Raw genomic sequence first — 17,725 nt, 5'->3', positions numbered from 1 at the left:
CGGAAGAGAAAACCGATACGGAACAATAGGTTGCTTGGGGTTAGCAAAATGATAGACAGGGCCCACTCGACGACTCACCTCAGAAAGATAAGGTTTCAGCACCTCAAGCCAGCCTGCATGCTGCTTACCGCCAGTAGCGACGCTGCGCGGCTAGAAGGAATAAGGGTACTGAGGGCCCTGTTAGCGTGATTCTGTGGGTGAAAAAGTCCTCAGTGATCAACATCAACGCCTGACCCAGACCTAGACAAGCTGCGAAATGAAAGTCATTATCTGCAATGTTATTTTATATCATTACGCAGGATCCATTATGAAGCCCGGCATTCATCCCGACTACCGCCCCGTCCTTTTTCACGACGTATCTGCCAATGCGTTCTGGCTGATTGGTTCCACCATTGACACGGAGAAAACCTACGAGCACACCGACGGGAAAACCTATCCCTATGTGACCCTCGACGTTTCCAGCGCCTCGCACCCGGTCTACACCGGCCAAGAACGCAAAGCGAAGACCGAAGGCCGTGTGGCCGGCTTCAATAAGCGGTTCGCAGCCTTCACCAGTAAGTAAAGCGCATCGTCTAGCAGCTCTGCGCCCGCCCCATCTGGTATTTGTTCCGCAGCCCGATGTGCAAGCTCTCCCCGCTTGACCACGTCGGGCTGTTGGCAAGTGCTCCTACTTCACTCCACATATAGCTCTAAAGCACCACCCCCTCGAATAGATCATCACAACGACAGCCATCTAACTGAGTTGGATCTGCGCAAGCTCCCCAATCCCACACAAAACGTCACAGATTGAGTAGTGGCAATCTAAAATCAATTGATTGATCATCGGCTTAAGCAAGCCAAGGCCCGGGATGTCGTAAACCTGCCACGTGCAGAGCTCATCCTCGTTCATTTGGTGTTTGCCAATGCCAGGCTTCGCTCGATTGCACAACAGCCTGGCCTTCTGGTTCTGAACGGCATCAGGCGCAGGGAGCGTACACGTGGATACCCAACGATCAGAGTACCTTCTGAGACTGCTGTCAAAGGCAGCGTCCTTGTGTGAGTCAGATCGAGGCGCCGCTCTAGCGTTACTCCGAGAAGCTCAGGCACATCTATGGCGGCTCTCTCCCACCGACCCCGTCAGTTCAGCGCTGCAGCTGGAGCGTCAGCTGTCCCTTCCTTTAGAGTCGTGGCTGCCAGAATCCGTACGGCTTGATTACACCGGCCCCCTCCTCGCCTCAGGTCTTTCCACTCAGATCTGCAACGAGATGCTCCTCGAACTGGACGTTCATCAGCTCTGGGAAGAAATTCAGTCGATCGTCCGAGAGGTACGTGACCTGTGCCAGGTGATTTCCAAAGGGGATGAAATCTACAGGCGTTTCAGGCGGTTCCTGATCGAGAACGCCGTGATCGACCCTGTCCGAGCGGCGAGCGTTTTCATTCCACTTGGCAGGGATCTCGATGAGTTTTATGAGCCTATCCCGGAGCATCTCGCTCACAACGGAAAGCTCTATCAATGCCCAGAATGTCGATGGCCCCTGAACCCACAGAGACGAGAGGTTCAGTGCGACTCTGCATGGTGCAGAGAAAAAAGCAGCTTGTACCGGTGGATGCATGGACGACTGGTCAATGTGGTCACCGACCAAGAGCTGGAAGGCGAAACCGCTGGCAAGCGCCACATGCTTAAGAGCGCACTTTGGAAGTACACATTGCTGCCCGGACTGCTGGAGCTTCAACTGGCCGAGAAGCTCACCAAGCATGGGCTCGATGTCACCTTATGGCCTAACGTTGACCGCTCAGATCTGCGAATCAAATACGGCGGCATGACGCTCGATATCGATGCGAAAGTCTGGGTATCGCCGCGCGCACTGGGGGCCTACCTGGAATCAATGCGGCCATCAACCATGCGCTGGTTCGTCATTCCAGATTACCAGCAGGCGCATATCCCATGGCTCAGAAGCGAATGCCAGGGCTCCCAGATATTCACCCAAAGCGAATGCATCAAGGAGCTGACCACTCGTGCGAACCCTTTCTGACGTCGCAACCACGCTGTTCATGGCTCTGGCGGCACGCCACACTGAAGGCACGCCTTGTTTGGCAGATGCAGCAGCGCTCATTGCAGGCCGCACCCACAAATGGAGCACGTGGGACAGCCTCACTGATGCACAGCAGATCACGATCGCGATGGGGCTCCGGCTCAGACCCTCATCGCTCGCGCAGCCGGCGCGGTTCGTCGAGGTTGCAGCGATCGTTCTTGCAGACGAGCTATGCCCTTTTGAACTGAGTGAACCGGAAACCTTGCGCCCTAAGCTGGCCGAGGGTGATCACTACCGCATCAAAGTGATTTTGGACGTCGACCAAGTTATCCAGGAAAGCCTGGATGCGTTGAAGCGTTGGCATCAGCCCCCAGCCATCGCAAAGCTGCCTGAATCAGGCAACCTGGTCTTCAAGTACATCACCGCGGAACGCACCCGTATCTTCAGCATCCCGGCGAGCGAGAGGAAGCGATTACCTTCCTCTGGTCAATGTCTAGAGATTTCCGATACGCCAGCGATCCCTGACATTAGTTGGGACTACGAAAATCTCCGCTCGCTCGCCGAGCGACTCGATGCCGCCGATACACCCCATACGCAACACTGCGCGTCCCTTAACAACATTTGGGGCAACAGCAGCCAGCGATCGGCAAACTCGGGCAACTTCTATCGTGTGAATGCCGCCACCGGTACTGGCAAGACGGTGGTCATGTCATTGATGGCACTCGACGCAGCTAGCCGCGGCCGCAAAGTCGTTATCGCAGTGCCTGGCTATGTGGAGCTGGACAATACCGTGAGGATCATGCGACTGGCAGCATCAGTCGTAGCGTCAAATCTGAGGGTTGCGCCGTTACATTCACTTTCTCGAACCCATGAGCGCGCGGGCGTGCATTTCAAGCAGCGCAATGAGGATCACCCCTACGATTACGCTTGCTTGCTAAACGCCTACTCGAGCGAGCTGGAAGCTATGCCGGCAGGTTCGGAGCCTTGCTTCAAGCTTCACGTCGTGTCCTCCAAAGGCAATGCGAAGGAAGAGACAAAGCGCTTAAGTCATTGCCCTTTCCTCTTCTCTTGCGGTCGAACAAAGATGCTGTCGCAAGCGCTGGATGCTGACGTGATCGTCATCAATCACCATGCCTTGCTGTCCGGCACATCGCGCATACCGCTCAATGATTCAGAACAGTTCCCGGGCCCTCGTAGCTTCATCGAGCTTTTGCTACGTATCTCGCCTGTGTTCTTGATCGATGAGATCGACGGGCTGCTCAAAACCGCGATCGACACAAGCGCCTTCAGCCTCCAGTTGGGTAACACGGGCGAGGCAAGCCCGCTCGTTCAGCTCTTCACTGCGATTTTCAGCCGACTGAATATTCCAGGCATCGAAGAAAGCAGCCGAATTCGCTTGTCCCTAGCCCTCGGCTTCTGCTGTACCAACGTCGATCAGTTGATGAACCTTCAACAACGCAAGTACTTCGACTGGCCCAAGAAGGAGACAACCTGGGCAGAAGCAGAAGACGGCTACATCATGACCAAGCTGGAGATTGACTTCGAAACACTTAAGGCGCTCTACAGCAGCGGCAATGCCAGCGTTCCGGAACACCTGCGTAGCTTGCGAGAAAACCTGATCTACTGGCAAACGAATGAGATGGCCAGCAGGCCGGAGAATCAGGCGATGGAGCTGGGGCGATTGCTCACAACGCTCGCCGGTAGCGGCCACCTGAAGGCAAAACTGAACTCGAAAGACCTGCAGCGCCTTAAAGCAGCACTGATTCTGCGCGGCATCCTGGACAACCTTGAAGTCGCCTTACGGAATCTGCAGATCGAACTGCCCAGCTTTGCCAATGCTGAAGTCCCTTATGCCCAAGAGGTCTACAGAAATCTGAAGGGTCGCGAGCCACTCTCGTTCAGTCCCATCGGCCCACTGCATCGCACCGTCTTTGGATTCAAACGCAAGCCGGCCAGCGAGGCGACATCATCACTGAACGTCGTGGCAATGCGAGGTGATCCCCACGGCACCCTTCTGGCTCTTCCCGAGCTCGCGTCGCTTGGGTATGCCGGCGTCAGGCGCATGTTCATGGGTTTCTCGGCCACTGCTTACTTCCCTGGTGCCAGTGCATACGACCTCAAGGCCAAGGACTTCATTGATGTGCCCGACGCAGCTGGCCAGGTTGCATTCGAGAATGTAGGACTCACCACGACGGTTTCAGGTGCACCTTTCTTCGAGCGAAAGGATCGGATCAAGCAACTTGCCGCGGAGCTATGGCCTTGGATTGAAAAGCGGCTGAAAGCATTGGCCAAGGATCCGGTCACCGCGGATCGTGCTCGATTGCTCCTGGTCGCCAGCAGCGACGCCGATGCTGAGCTACTGGCAATCACGCTTGCTGGCTTATCTCCAAGCCCAACCGTTGGCTGGGTGCGAGGTCGAGCTAGCGAGTACAAGCCCACATTGCTAAACGCTGAACACACGCTGGTGTACGACGATCTAGCGCAGTTCATTGAGGGTGCGCACCGGGACAAAACGATTCTGGTCAGCGCCCTCCACCCCATGGCTCGGGGCCACAATATCGTAAACAAAGATGGCCTCTCAGCGATCGGTGGCGTGGTGATCTGCGTGCGCCCATTACCGGCCTCTGATAGCCCCGAAAACAACCTTGCGCACATCAGCTACGAAACCTGGCACCGGATGCGTCCCGAGCCCAGCCTCCAGCATGTGTTGCACAAAGAACGTGGTATTGCGAACTCAATCCTCAATGACATTCGCACCGCTCCGCCAGCTTTTGGCCAGCAGCCCGCCAACATACGCCATTACACCGTGATGAACATACTGGTGACCCTCACGCAATTGATCGGGCGTGGTCGGCGCGGCGGCACCCCGGTGACCTGCTATTTCGCAGATGCAGCGTTCACCAATGGCCGGACGCCGTGGGCAAAACTGCTCTCGGAGTCCGTCCAAAGACTAAAAAATGAAGGCAGCTGGAATCAATTTTTCCTGCACCACAACGGCATCGCGAGTGCTATCACGCACTACATTGATCGATCAGCTAAGGAAGCTCGATGAAGAACCTTGACCTGCGCACCAGCCTCTTCAGTTTCGACCCGCAAGCACTCGCGCATGCCTATCGCGCCCAGATCGGCGAACACTATCTGGCGGCCTGGCAAGTCCTGCAGAACCTGGGGAAAAAGCATCACCCTGGACTGCCCACGAATGCGCTGAAAGAAATGCTAGCTGCGGTCTCGGGTGGGCCCGTTGAAATCAACCTGTACCCCTACAGAGACAAAGGCGCCTCAGCAATCCTCATGCTCAAGCCTCTGCCCGTCGATACGATCAATCAGATTCTGTATCTCTGGTCACTCGAAGTGATGCGCATGTGGGACGAGCAGGTAGAGGGACTGGAAACCAAGCTCGCGGTCATAGAACTCCTCCCCCTGCTTCCAGGCGACCTGATCAACCCCGACGGAGTCTCACCTTTGGCCTACCACGTTGTTCCGTGGCTGGTTGGCCAAGCAATGTGCTCGACACCTCTTGAGTCGACCCAGAACGGTAATCCCGATCCCCTACCAAAACTCATTCCCTTGCAGCAAGCCTCCGATGGTTCGCTGATTGCCTGGAACGATCCGATAATGCCCTCAGGCGATCGTAATGCCAGCGCCCTGCATGTCATCGAACCCAGCCTGAAACTACTTCGCGACTGCACAGAGCCCTTCATCCAACTGCGCGTGAAGCTCAGCCAGATCATGCCCAACTCGGTCGGGCGTAAGCGGCACGCTTGGGTGCATACTGGCAAATCGATTGTGAAAGCAGGTATTCGAAGCAAAAAGACCGACACGGGTTGGCAGACTGTTTACGACTTCCCGACCAACAAGCTGCTCGCCTTCATGGGTGTTCAACCCCTTCCCGATCTGATTGAAGGCGATATACCTGTCGACAGTCTTGTGAAGCCAATCTACGTCACACCACCACTCATGCCCGCCATCGGCTCTGGCCCGGGCCCCCTCTTCCTCGACCAAACGTGCTTCCACCTGCTGCGCAGTCTCCGGGGCTCGCAGCCACTTTTGGCTCGTAAGGCCGTTTCCAGTATTCGCGTGGCAAAAGTTGTGACGAGTTCAACGCCTGTGAAGGTGTATGCTGCGGTATTGGCAGCACACTCCGAGATCATGCTGCGACTGGTCAAAGCCAGCGAGACCTTGGGCACGACCATGCCGTTCTTCAAAAAGAACGCCCCGCCAGAAATCCAACTGACGCGCCTGGCTGTCGAAGGCGCCGCTTCCATGCTGGAGGGTAGCGCTTCTACCATTGAGCTAGATGAGTGGCTTAGAAAAAGCGTCGTCCCCGAGATCAAGAAACTCAGCACATCAATCCTGATCGTTGAAACCAGCACCGTCGCTGCAGCACTCGATTCAGACAGAGACCCAAAGCATTACATCCGCAGGGTACTGGCCGAGCATGGCATCGTGACTCAGTTCATCATGCATGATGTACCAGACCCGTCCAAACCGAAGCCCAAAAAAGAGTCACGGGACTTCAAGGCGCTTAACACTGTCACCGAAGCGATCCGCCTAACGGGATACTTCCCTACCGCTTTCATCAAGGCTAAGACTATCCCAGCAGGCACGACCATTTTGTCTGTTCGCCTGGATCGCATTACAGAAAGGGGTGACATGATCTACCTGCCGATCATCACCAGGACGGTAGCGGGCAGTCAAAAGTGCGAGGTCTACTGGTTCGTTAATAACGACCCTAGCCGCGGTCAGTGGTACGCCTTCACTGAAGGTGTGGCCGCGATTCATGCCACGCCTTCGCTGATTAATCCCGAGGCCATCAACAAGCTGGTGACGTGGTCAATGCTGGTGGCCACGGACGAAGCGGATACCCCGCTGATCGTCTGCTTGGATAGCAACTTGCGCACATTCTACCGGGGGCTCAAGGACAGCCCAGACAACGGTTTACCTCCCGTTCCAGCCAATGCAGCCGTTGTTCGGATCAGGGTGGATAACGACATCGCTCAGATGTCCGGAAACCAATCCGAGCACCCTGACCAACCACAGTACATTGGACAGAAAATCGGCGTCTTCCAGTCACTTCGAAGCCCTGCCGTCTATTACTTCGTATCGCCCTCGAAGATCTACAGCAAGGCTGGAGGCCAGCGTAAAAACACCCGCTACCAGGTCAATGACTTCTTGTTGGCGGATCCTTGGCAGCAACTCGGCGTTACCGAGATTACCATCATTGACTCCGGCACCTTCGTGTCACCAACCGCCGTCGCGGAACAAGTCGCCATGCTCTGCCGAAACGCGCCCTTGTGGGATGGCCAGCTCAAGCTGCCAAGTCCGATGCACCTAGGGGCTCAGATCGCAAATGACCATCCCATCATGGAAATGCGCCGAAAGAGTGAAGCCAATCGCTTGGCCGAAAAAGCCTGACCACTCGATGCGTGCTAGCCGACCTTGAACTCAACTGTGGGACTGATCTGAAATGCCAGCCATCAAGAAAGTGATGCTTCAAAACTTCAAGAAATTCGAGTCTCTCTCACTTGAGTTCGATGCCGGGGTGAACGTACTGATCGGTGATAACGAGACGGGGAAAAGCAGCGTACTGCTTGGCCTCGATCTCGCGCTCAGTGCCAGTCGTAGTCACGTTGAAAGCATCGGGTACGAGTCACTGTTGGCGCAATCTGCGGTGAAGGCTTTTCAACAGGGCCCACGTACGCTCGACCGATTGCCTGAACTGGTAGTGGAGGTATTTCTCGAGGAAGGCGATGATCAAGGCTACTACGGCACACAGAATCTGGCTGGAGCCATGACTGACGGCGTTGGGATGAAGATTGCTCCGCTGATTGAAGAATTCGGTGCAACGATCCATCAGCTCCTTCAGGACGACCCGGAAGGTTTCCCATACGAATACTACGGTGTGAAGTTCTACACCTTCTCTGGTGCCCCCCATGTCAGCTATCGCCGCCCAGTGAAGCACCTTCTCTTGGACAGCTCTCGCATCGACAGCGAATACGCAGCGAGGGAGTACACCCGCACAGTGTTCAGCATCAACGCTGAGCCGCCAGAACGTTACAGCCTAGAAAACCGCTACCGCCGCGGCAAGGAATCTTTTCGCGACAATGAATTGGCCGCACTCAATGCCGACCTGGGTGCCTACCAGTTTGGTGTGAGAACCAGTATCCGCTCCAATCTCGAAACCGACCTTGTCATAACCAAGGATGGCATCCCAATCGAGAATCGAGGTAAGGGTGAGCAGTGCTTCATCAAAACCGAGTTCGCACTGAGCCGGCATGAAGCCAAGGGCGAACTCCATGCCCTCCTCCTGGAAGAACCTGAGAATCACCTCAGCCACACCAAGATGAAGCTACTGGTTGAGCAACTGGCCGCCACGGCAGGAACGCAGCTTTTCATCGCCACTCACAGTAGCCACATCTGTTCTCGACTCGACCTCCGGCATGCACTTCTCTTGGGTAGCGATCAACAGGCTGGTCGTCTGAAGGCGCTCACCGAGCCGACCGCGAGCTTCTTCATGAAGGCACCAGACAACAACGTCTTGGAGTTTGCCCTCTCGAAGAAAGTCATCCTGGTAGAGGGTGATGCCGAATTCATCCTGATCGAGGAGCTGTACAAGAAGCACGCCAATGGCCGCACTCCACAAGCGGATCAGGTACACATCATCTCGATCGGAGGCACCAGTTTCAAACGCTACCTGGAACTCGGAAAGCTGTTGGGAATTCGCGTCGCGGCGATCCGTGACAACGACGGCGATTACCAGCAACACTGCGTGGAAAACTACAAGGACAGCCTGTACAAAGGCGCACAGATCTTCGCTGATGTGGATGACGCACGTTCGACCTTCGAGATCGGGTTGTATCAAGACAACAAGGCGGCTTGCGATGAGCTGTTCGCAGCCGGACGTAAGAAGCTGACCGTCCAGGAGTACATGCTGAAGAACAAGGCCGACACTGCGTTTGAGTTGCTCAGGAAGAAATCAGCCGCGCTCGTGGCCCCTCAGTACATCAAGGATGCGATCGCATGGATAAACGAGTAATCTTTGCGGTGGCTGGGTCAGGCAAAACGACCCACCTCATCAGCAAACTCAGCCTTGAGAAGCGCGCCCTGATTATCACCTACACGGAGAACAACTACAGCCATCTGCGCAGCAGCATCATGAAAAAGTTTGGCACCATCCCGTCGAACATCACCGTCATGACGTACTTTGCGTTCCTACACGGTTTCTGCTTCCGACCATTCATGCAGAACGAGATGAACACGAGAGGTCTGAATTTCAGGAGGCCACCACAGCGTAATTACGCACTGACCGATAGAGAGCGGTACCGTGATCCGAGTGGTCGGCTCTACCACAACCGACTGGCCAAGCTGATCGAGGTCGAGGGATTGCTGCTTGGCGTCAAGGAGCGGATCGAGCGCTTTTACGACTCAGTCTACGTTGACGAAGTGCAGGATTTTGCCGGCCATGACTTTAACCTGCTGCTTCAGGTATCAGCCGCTAACACCGAGATGCTGTTCGTAGGTGATTTCTACCAGCACACCTTCGACACCAGTCGCGATGGTTCGGTGAACATCACCCTGCACGACGACATCACGAAATACGAGAAGCGGTTCGCCAAAGCTAAAATCAAGGTGGACAAGGAGACCCTGAGCAAGAGCTGGCGTTGTGGTACGACGGTTTGCGATTTCATCAGCGCCCACCTGCAGATCAAGATTGACTCCCACAAAGGCAGGGTGACCCAGATCATCAAGGTCGATTCTCAGGAGTTAGCAGACCGTCTGCATGCTGATCACGGCATCGTTAAGCTGTTCCAGGAGCAGCACTACAAGTACGGCTGCTACTCGCAGAACTGGGGAGCCAGTAAAGGCCAGGATCACTACGAGGACGTCTGCGTTGTCTTGGGCATCAAGGCTTGGAAACAGTACCTGGATGGCAAGCTTCATGAGGCCTTGGCTCAGACGCGAAACAAGCTTTATGTGGCGTTCTCGCGAGCCAGGGGGGAGGTTTATGTTGCGCCGGACAAGCTATTCAAGGCTTATAAATCATGAGCTGGATTCATCTGCACATCGCAACGAAAGCGGGCGCGAGAGTGGGCGCGAGAGCGGGGTCAACGAAGGAGCAACAGAAACTTGAAATGCCATCGATTAACCTCGATCATGCCATCATTAGCTGACCAAGGAGCGATCGATGGCGGTATTTATGGTGACATGGAACCTGAACAAAGAGCGTAGCAATTATGCTCAGGCGCGAACCGCTTTCATCCAACATTTAGAACGCTACCAAAATGTCAAAGATCCTGGATTGGAGTCCGTGCGCTGGATCAGCCTCAATGCGACGGCGGAGCAGGTCTGTACCGACCTTAGAGCCAAGATCGATGCCAATGACCGTATTTTTGTGACTCAAATTACTGCCGGCACCCATCAAGGGTGGCTTGAAAAAGCCGTATGGGACTGGATCAACGCACGTCTTTAAGCATCCCGGAGCGCTCCCCTACAGGAGCGCCCTAATGCTCGTTCGGCGTCTTAAGCAAACGCCCGTTGTTATGGACAGATCTAGCAGGACGCCGTAAGGAATTCGATCATGAGTACCGATGCCACGAACGCCCCCTCTTCCCCCTTGGTCGACAACTCGAGTGAGCCCCCTCAGAAAAAACGGCGTTTTTTTGCGTCCGCATGGGGCTCATTCTTTCTCGCGTTTGCGAGCGTATTCAGTGCTGCATTCATTTCCGTCTGCAGTACACCAATCCTTACGCAACTTGAAGCGCTCTCCGAACGCAACTTTGAAGTGAGTTACAAGCACTCTCTATGGGCCTTGGGCTTATCGATCGTCGCGCTGTGGATGGTTTATCGACGTGAGCGAGCCTTAAGTGCCGTCACAGACGAGAAGGAAGCTGAGCTACACCGCCAAAGTCAGGTGCTCCAGGAAAGGCTACGACTCCAAAATCATGAGATGGAGGGGCGCTTGACTCATCTTCCACCACGCCAATTTATTCATGAGTATGTGGAAACTCAGGCCAACATCGGGCAGCTTCGAAGGTTGTCCAAGACAGAAACCAACATCACGCGGGACAAAATCGTTGAACGCATGCAGTCCATGCTCGACAGCATCCTCGCGTTGACCAGGCTCTGGGACGGGGTCTCCGGAACCAATAAACATGTGGCATACCAAGCGAATATCATGAGCGTGTTCTCCAGGGATGAAGTCGCCTTGGATATCCTTGTGCTACCACAGCAATTGCCAGGCAGGGAGGAAAAGGCTCCGGATGAAGTCGAGCCTTCAGCGAGCGACGCAGCATCGCAACCTATGTCTGCCGCTGGCGAGGAAACGACAGCAGATCAAGTCCAGAGCAATCCGATGCCTGCCGGGCCACGGAGGGCTTCGCGCTTCACGAAAGAGGTATGGTTCATGCACGATCACTTTTTCTTGCATAACCAGAATTACGATGTAGCTCTGGAGCGCTGCTCGGGCATCCTCTTCCTTGAGGACGAACTCACTGCCGCCTCAATGGGTTGCGACGCTCCGAAAAGCGGATTGGAGCAGGTGTGCATGCCCTACACAGATGACTTGATTTTCGATGACGATTACCACCATCCCAACCTTCCTGGAGCTCCTCGCGTTGCTGCATCAGGCCAGCCTGAGTACATTTCCAGCACGTCGACCGTAGTGAAGGAATGGGTCAACCGCCAACGCGACGAGGTACGCGAATTCAATGGCCGGTATGAGCAGAAGATCATGCAGTACTACCGGAACCTTGAGCACGCAAAATCCATTCTAAGCATGCCGATTCTGCATAACGATGAGCTGATCGGTGTACTCAACGTGAGTCGTAACGCAGAGCACATGCTTCTCAACGCTGACCGCGCGGAGCAATTTGCCCACTTTATGGCTCCGGTTTGCTACCACCTTGGCAAAATGTTAGCTTTACTACAAACCACAGACATTCCTGACGCACCTACCGGAGGTTGATCATGACAAATGAGCTTCGCGTTACTCTGGTTCGCAAAGCCTGCGCTGCAGCGGCCCCGAAGAAACGCCCGAAAACTGCCGATGAGATCAGCCGCGAGCTTTCCAGTCGCGCACGCAAAATTTTGGCAGGCGAAGTCTTGGAGTCAAATGCCAAGCACCTAAACAGCTACTGAGCCTTCTGCTCCAGGAAAGCCGCCCTAAGGGCGGCTTTTTTGTGTCCGGTAACCGTACCGCTTGCTTGAGCATCCTCACCAGACCTTAAAAGCTCGTTGCCCCCTAGCCGTCAAAACCCGAACGATGGAAACCTCAATCATCTCTCATGAATCTCCCGTGCGCGGAAGCATGGTACGAGCGCATACATCCGTTCCACTGATCCTCTTCATTCCTCCACGACGAAGAATACAAGGCGTTGTGCATTGGCTTCATGGACTCTGTAGAACGCATTCGCGCTGAGCGCTTTGAATCCGCCTGCGGGAATCAATGGCCGCTACCTCTGACCATCCGATTGCCGGCTGGTGATTCCCCGCCAACCATGTAAGCGCCTTCGCGCTAGAGCAAAATTTCAAGTATGTCCGTACCTGAGCGCATCACGTACTACCTGAAGAGGTGACAGATGATCGGCGTGTCTGCCGCAGGCTCCACAATGTTCAACCACACTCAACAACAGCGCCAAATAAATGATCTACGGATAATGCCCGAGTTCAGGCTATTTCTTACCCGCCTGCAACCTTCAGTCAATGCAATGAAGAACCACCCAACGGGAATTGTAGAAATCTTGATTAGGCCAATAATTTTGGAAGAGGTTGTAGTCCAGGCGTAGAGCTACCTCCCGAGCTTTATTGTCCACTGCCGCCCATGCCGCGCGCATCCGTTCTTCCCAGTTCTGAGTGGCTAGCAATCGGTCTACAACCTCACTAGCCCACCCTTCTCCGCCAAAAATCCCCTGCGCAACGTTAATAGTAGATCGCCCTAATTCCTGACTTAGCTGAATAGCTGAAACCAGCATATGATAAAGGAGCCCTAGCGCTTGAAATTTCGACAGCTCCTCGCTCTCTTGCCTTTCGATGCTGTGCTTGATATTCAACTTACCATCGGAAATTTCAAAAAAATCTTGAGCTGCGACATGGTCTGCCCCTTATTATTGTTCTTATAAAATATCGTTGAGCTCTCACCTAAACAAGCTTAGCGGTGCAATGGAGCTTGTGGGGTTAAGGCGGCGTTCATCCCTAAAGTCTAGCCTGCGCCTCGGCCAAGCATACCTATTGCCCTCATTGAACTGCTTGCCGCACTATGAGGGAGATAAGCAACCCATGTCGCGACTGGTACGAGATGGGCATGGCTGGAGCTGCGGATAACAGTGGGGGCCTACATGGACTATGTGAACCACATACTGGCTGAGGCCGAGAGCGTTTTTGGTGACAAACGAAAAGCTGCCGTATGGCTTTCTAAGCCATGTCCTGCTTTTGGCGGAAGGACTGCCTTGGAGCTCGCGCGCGATCAGCCAGGACACCAGAAGGTGATGGAAGAACTGAAGCGCCTGGGGCATGGTTACGGCTGCTAGTGCCAGCTAACCCCAGACGCGCTTGAGGCTTAAACTCGATTAACCTAAAGCTTGATGATTGGGTGCTTTCGGCGCAGCTGACTCGCAACCTGCTTAAAGCACCCTGTGACAACAAACACTGTGGCGCACGCAGCAACATAGGGGAAAGACTCCCAGAGAGTCATCCCGAGGATGAGCTCATGAGTGGCCCCCGCAAGCTTCCACATTCCCTTGCCTGCCATGGCCAGGCATCCGGGAATGAGTACCCAGGCACCCAGCGCCTTGGCATGTTGGGTTTGAGTGTATCTGAACAGCTCACGTAGGATTTTCACCTTTGCCTCCTTTGGCGCTTAGAAGGCCACCAGGTTGACTCATATTCCGAGCGATGGCGAACCAAAATGGAGGGGCGAAATTTTTTGCCAGCCTCTCTCCCTCGCTTCCAGAAAGGCACCCACGCAGGTCTGGTCTGTCGTCACGCGAGCGCAGCACATTGCCCGATGCTTCCTAGCCAGGCACACGCAATGACATGGGCCGTAACGGTCGTGGTGACGCTAGGTGAGTGGCTTCATTGCTGGATACTTTTTGCTTGTTGAATAGCCAATCTAAAATGCCCATCTCCTGCTCCCCTGAAAAACTGAGCGCTCTGGGATGAACTACGGATACATCCGGGCAATGAATTCTCAGCTGAGTATGACCCCCATTGCTTACCTCGCCTCGGACATTACGGGTATCCTGCCTGAGCTAGGTTGCCTGATCGCCCTCGCAAGCGCACGGGGATGCTGGCGGGGCTATTAAGGCCTAAAACCTAGCAGCAGTTCGCCCAATCTGGCGTCTATCTCAATCCCCGGTGGGCCAGCCAAAGCGGACGGCATTCTCCGCCCCTCCGCATAGCCAGCTTCCTGGGCAATCATCCTGTCCGGGATTGAAAACTGCAGCGGGAGCCAGTTCGCCATCACGAGACTTCATCGCCCGCAGGTGAAGAGGGCGTTCCGGCTGAGTGCACAGCAACATCACTGACATCATTTTCTACTGCGCAAAAGCAAGGCGGGCAAGGGCAGGCTGACCAACAAAACTGACGATTTCAAACTGAGCAGGCCCCGTCTCGCCTGCGTTGATAGCGGTGACCCTCGCTTGAACATACTCGTCCCAACCAGGACTACAGAATTGCGTGTCAGCCCAAAAGTTGCAGGCCTCGTCTGCCACAAATTGCTTGGCAATCGCTCGCTGTTCCGCACTGATTAAACACCAAGCTGCAACTACTCTATCATTCCAAGTTGCGGAGGTCAGAAGGTGGAACTCAGCAAAATTTCCTAAATTAAATTGTTCGACCTCTCTGTTAAAAGCGTACATCGCATTTAACTGGTCTAGGTAGGAACCTTTGGCCATAGAGTCTACCACCGTGAAAAACCAGCCTATCGCCTGGAATTGACTGAGCCTTACGAGCCGTTTTTGGGCGGGGGACAGACGACTTCTGATAAACCACACATTCGTGCCCGCTCGAGCTTTGGTAGTTAGAGCATGTATATTGTTGGCAGACATTTTCATGCCTCCTTGTTAGCAGATTATCTCTAGGCGCGTTATTCCCTCACGGGAAGCTGCTACTTATTTTAGAATGCATGTGGAGCAAGCGACGACGCAAACAGCAAGACACGCAGAGCGACCGGCACTATTCACCCCTTCCCCGTTGTTGCACCAGTCGAGAACGCTCTCGCATTTGCGCGAAAAAATGAGCATCGGTTCTGAAAGCCTTGTAGATCTACTCCCTGGAGCACCGCGCGCTAAGAATGCCTTGATCATGCCTTAGTGGCGGTGCCGGGTGATCCGTTCAATCAAGCGCCAATGCAGGGGTTTGGAGGCAAAGAGTACCTTTGTACTCTAATGCTATGAGGGGCGTTCGGGGCTGGCTTGCAGCGACTGTGGTGTGACGGCGACATGCGTCGTTGAGATCAGTTCCGGCGCCGCATGCTCAGCTTCAGGCTGGCTGGAACTTCGCTAGGGGCATCATTACCCTTGCACCAGCCTTCCCCCGCGGACACATAAAGCCACTGCCTTAACGGGTGAACGGATACGAAAGCTATGCTGCGTGGATATCTATGATGACCATAGAAGTCATGCACCTGCTGCATTTTTTAGCACCACCGACAACGTTACGGTGCTTTGATTTACCTGATCACTACCAAGAGACCACGCTTGGCCCACTGCGCTTCATCGACCCCCTTATCAACAGCCTCGTAAATTTCCCTCAAGACTTCGCCAGGCTGTAAAGACCACTGCACGGATTGTGCTCTAAGTCGATGAAAGTCTGCCGGAGCTACGAATATTGAGCGTTCTGAATCACTGCCGTCACCTATGAGGGGATCAAGGCTCGTGCCCGTCAGAGCGTCAAGTAAGACTTCTACCATGAGAGAGTTGATTGATAGGCTTTGTACAAGCGTGCATGTGCCGCTGCCAGCCGGTTTTGACAGGTCGTCAACCTGCCCTGCAGTGTAAAACTCGACGATGGTTCCCATGCTAGCTCTACCCCACTGCAGGCTTGTTTTTAGAATTCGAAATCTTGTGAATCTCTCTTGTTGTGATGGTCAAGCTTGTATCCGAAATCAACCACAAGCTGAGCGATCGCACCTCCTGCCCAATCCACCATTTCGAATGTTGTGATATCGGAATCGCTACCCCGCTGCAACCGCCCTAGCTCTTGATTAACCTGTCGCAAGAACTCCTTGTGAGCGAGCGACAACGCGTCGACACAGCCTCGGAAGTCCTGCTGGGCAAGCTTACCCATAACACTTGCCCAAGCCGCAGCCAAAAGGCTGTCGCCCTTATCAAACTCTCCGCTGGTAGACGCATCATGCAGCCGTAACGCGTGCCGCTGGGCGGCGTCATAGTCAAGGTCGACCAAGGCAGCCATGGCTTGCGATTGCCCGCGCTCCAGATTGTAGAAATCATCGGTGGGAGCTTTTTTGAGAACGGCAGACGCAAGCAGCCGCCGGGCAGCGTGATCTTTGAATGTGATCGCTAGGCTCAGCTCTACAAGCAGCAGTTCGGGCGCAGGCCTGAACGCTTCTGCGATCTTGCATCCCCACTGGATTACAGTCTTGGCACCAGAGTCAAAATCGGCTTCTTGTCCAAGAATTGCCCTGGCAGCCAGCCACTCAAATAGCCCTCCCCGCGCAGCAAGGGCTACCGTAATGTCTTGGCTGGCACGCGCGATGTTCCAATTGCGCTCCATTTGCGAGAATGCAGCCTGATTGTCCTGCACGGCTTGCCCTGCCAGCTCCTTGGCCATTGCCGCGTGTTTGAAAGGCCCGCTCATATTCATCTGCATTCAGCATTTATCCTTGATGTATTGATCGGACTGTTCACCGTTGCGTCTCCTCTGGCCGTCACATAACAAAGGCTCAGCGAACGGTAGGCGTCCATGATCAATTTGCCCGCCTGATGCCGGGCGACTACATGGGCCGGAGCACCGCCCTTCTTCCACTTCCGCATAGCCTTTTGCATATACAGCGCACGTGAGGGCGCGTACATGAGCTCATTTTGGCTCACCGTCGGAGCAACGTGCCCCATCTGCCGAATGAGCTTTGAGGTTTTTACGATCCCGAAACCACTTTTACCACCCTTCGCTTCACCCACGACAAGCAAAGGTTGCGATGCTCCAGGAATCGCCACACGCACGACGACATTCACATTGTATGCACCGGCACATTCCAGGTACGCGAGCGCTCCAGAAGTATCGGTAGCACCCACATAACGACTTCCAGGATAGGTACTCGACTGGGCAATGATCCCCCCAGCCAGATCCTCCCCCAGCAAAGCGGACGTTTCATACAGCCAGGCAATCAGCCCAATCCCTTCTTTGATCGATCTCAGCTCTTGAATTGTTCCGCCCTGAGCAACGTGCAATGCGAGTTGTTGTTTCGCCGCATCGGAACGGGCTTTGAGCGCTGTACTGTGGAGCGGGTAGATACTCTTCCAAGCTTGCGCACAGAGCTCCATCGCCTGCAAGTGCCTCGCGAGTGCCAGTGATCCATTGAGTCGGGCCACAAACAAAGCATCTCGTGCGCGCTTTCCGTAAACAACGATGCTCTGCGGGGGCATGGTGCCAGCGGCCAGCTGCAGCATTTGAATCAAGCGATCGGCTTCTGCCTGCAGTGATTGGCCTCCAGGAATCAACAGAAGCTTGATAAGTGAATCCATTTGAGCGCCGTAAGC

At 54.5% G+C, this 17,725-nt stretch carries 14 protein-coding genes; 10 read left to right on the top strand and 4 right to left on the bottom strand.

Features of this window, described 5'->3' with window-relative positions; genetic code table 11:
* The first annotated feature begins 307 nt into the window (after nt 1–307).
* From IAE37_RS05880 to IAE37_RS05840, 9 genes are all read left to right on the top strand, one after another.
* Nucleotides 308–562 carry a type B 50S ribosomal protein L31 gene (locus IAE37_RS05880; protein WP_201162934.1) on the top strand — a complete coding sequence of 85 codons (255 nt, stop codon included), beginning with the start codon at nt 308–310 and terminating at the stop codon, nt 560–562.
* Nucleotides 563–1,244: 682 nt separating this feature from the next.
* Complete coding sequence (locus tag IAE37_RS05875; protein WP_236406192.1) at nt 1,245–2,012, top strand: restriction endonuclease-related protein; 768 nt, start codon at nt 1,245–1,247, stop codon at nt 2,010–2,012.
* Entirely contained in the window at nt 1,996–5,064 is a 3,069-nt protein-coding gene (locus tag IAE37_RS05870) for a hypothetical protein (RefSeq protein WP_201162870.1), read from the top strand. Before IAE37_RS05875 ends, IAE37_RS05870 begins: the two co-directional genes overlap by 17 nt.
* On the top strand, nt 5,061–7,427 hold the full coding sequence (locus tag IAE37_RS05865; protein ID WP_201162869.1) for an RNaseH domain-containing protein: 2,367 nt from the start codon (nt 5,061–5,063) through the stop codon (nt 7,425–7,427). The genes IAE37_RS05870 and IAE37_RS05865 overlap by 4 nt, the downstream gene beginning before the upstream one ends.
* A gap of 52 nt (nt 7,428–7,479) precedes the next feature.
* Entirely contained in the window at nt 7,480–9,048 is a 1,569-nt protein-coding gene (locus IAE37_RS05860; RefSeq protein WP_201162868.1) for an ATP-dependent nuclease, read from the top strand.
* Nucleotides 9,033–10,058 (top strand): AAA family ATPase, encoded by a 1,026-nt coding sequence (locus tag IAE37_RS05855; RefSeq protein ID WP_201170842.1) that lies wholly within the window; start codon nt 9,033–9,035, stop codon nt 10,056–10,058. Before IAE37_RS05860 ends, IAE37_RS05855 begins: the two co-directional genes overlap by 16 nt.
* Nucleotides 10,059–10,197: 139 nt before the next feature.
* Nucleotides 10,198–10,482 carry a hypothetical protein gene (locus IAE37_RS05850; RefSeq protein WP_201170840.1) on the top strand — a complete coding sequence of 95 codons (285 nt, stop codon included), beginning with the start codon at nt 10,198–10,200 and terminating at the stop codon, nt 10,480–10,482.
* Between the two features lie 108 nt (nt 10,483–10,590).
* Nucleotides 10,591–11,976 (top strand): GAF domain-containing protein, encoded by a 1,386-nt coding sequence (locus IAE37_RS05845; protein ID WP_201170838.1) that lies wholly within the window; start codon nt 10,591–10,593, stop codon nt 11,974–11,976.
* 2 nt (nt 11,977–11,978) lie between these two features.
* A complete protein-coding gene (locus tag IAE37_RS05840) occupies nt 11,979–12,149 on the top strand; it encodes a hypothetical protein (RefSeq protein ID WP_201170836.1) in 171 nt (56 codons plus the stop codon).
* A gap of 557 nt (nt 12,150–12,706) precedes the next feature.
* Here IAE37_RS05840 and IAE37_RS05835 read toward each other — a convergent pair.
* Complete coding sequence (locus IAE37_RS05835; RefSeq protein WP_201170834.1) at nt 12,707–13,060, bottom strand: hypothetical protein; 354 nt, start codon at nt 13,058–13,060, stop codon at nt 12,707–12,709.
* 285 nt (nt 13,061–13,345) lie between these two features.
* Here IAE37_RS05835 and IAE37_RS05830 point away from each other — a divergent pair, with 285 nt between their 5' ends.
* Complete coding sequence (locus IAE37_RS05830; protein ID WP_201170832.1) at nt 13,346–13,537, top strand: MbcA/ParS/Xre antitoxin family protein; 192 nt, start codon at nt 13,346–13,348, stop codon at nt 13,535–13,537.
* Nucleotides 13,538–14,542: 1,005 nt separating this feature from the next.
* Here IAE37_RS05830 and IAE37_RS05825 read toward each other — a convergent pair.
* The 3 genes from IAE37_RS05825 to IAE37_RS05815 all read right to left on the bottom strand — a co-directional run bounded on the left by IAE37_RS05825 (nt 14,543) and on the right by IAE37_RS05815 (nt 17,710).
* Complete coding sequence (locus tag IAE37_RS05825; RefSeq protein WP_201170830.1) at nt 14,543–15,055, bottom strand: hypothetical protein; 513 nt, start codon at nt 15,053–15,055, stop codon at nt 14,543–14,545.
* A 1,000-nt stretch (nt 15,056–16,055) separates the two neighbouring features.
* Nucleotides 16,056–16,838, bottom strand: a complete 783-nt coding sequence (locus IAE37_RS05820; RefSeq protein WP_201170828.1) for a hypothetical protein — start codon at nt 16,836–16,838, stop codon at nt 16,056–16,058.
* Nucleotides 16,829–17,710: a hypothetical protein gene (locus tag IAE37_RS05815; protein WP_201170826.1), complete on the bottom strand. Its 882-nt coding sequence runs from the start codon at nt 17,708–17,710 to the stop codon at nt 16,829–16,831. The genes IAE37_RS05820 and IAE37_RS05815 overlap by 10 nt, the downstream gene beginning before the upstream one ends.
* Between the last annotated feature and the right edge of the window lie 15 nt (nt 17,711–17,725).

It is taken from the genome of Pseudomonas sp. S31, from assembly GCF_016648105.1.
In the GTDB taxonomy this organism is placed as follows: Bacteria; Pseudomonadota; Gammaproteobacteria; order Pseudomonadales; family Pseudomonadaceae; genus Aquipseudomonas.
Note: the sequence above shows the minus strand (reverse complement) of the source record. Positions and strands in the feature narration are given on the sequence as shown.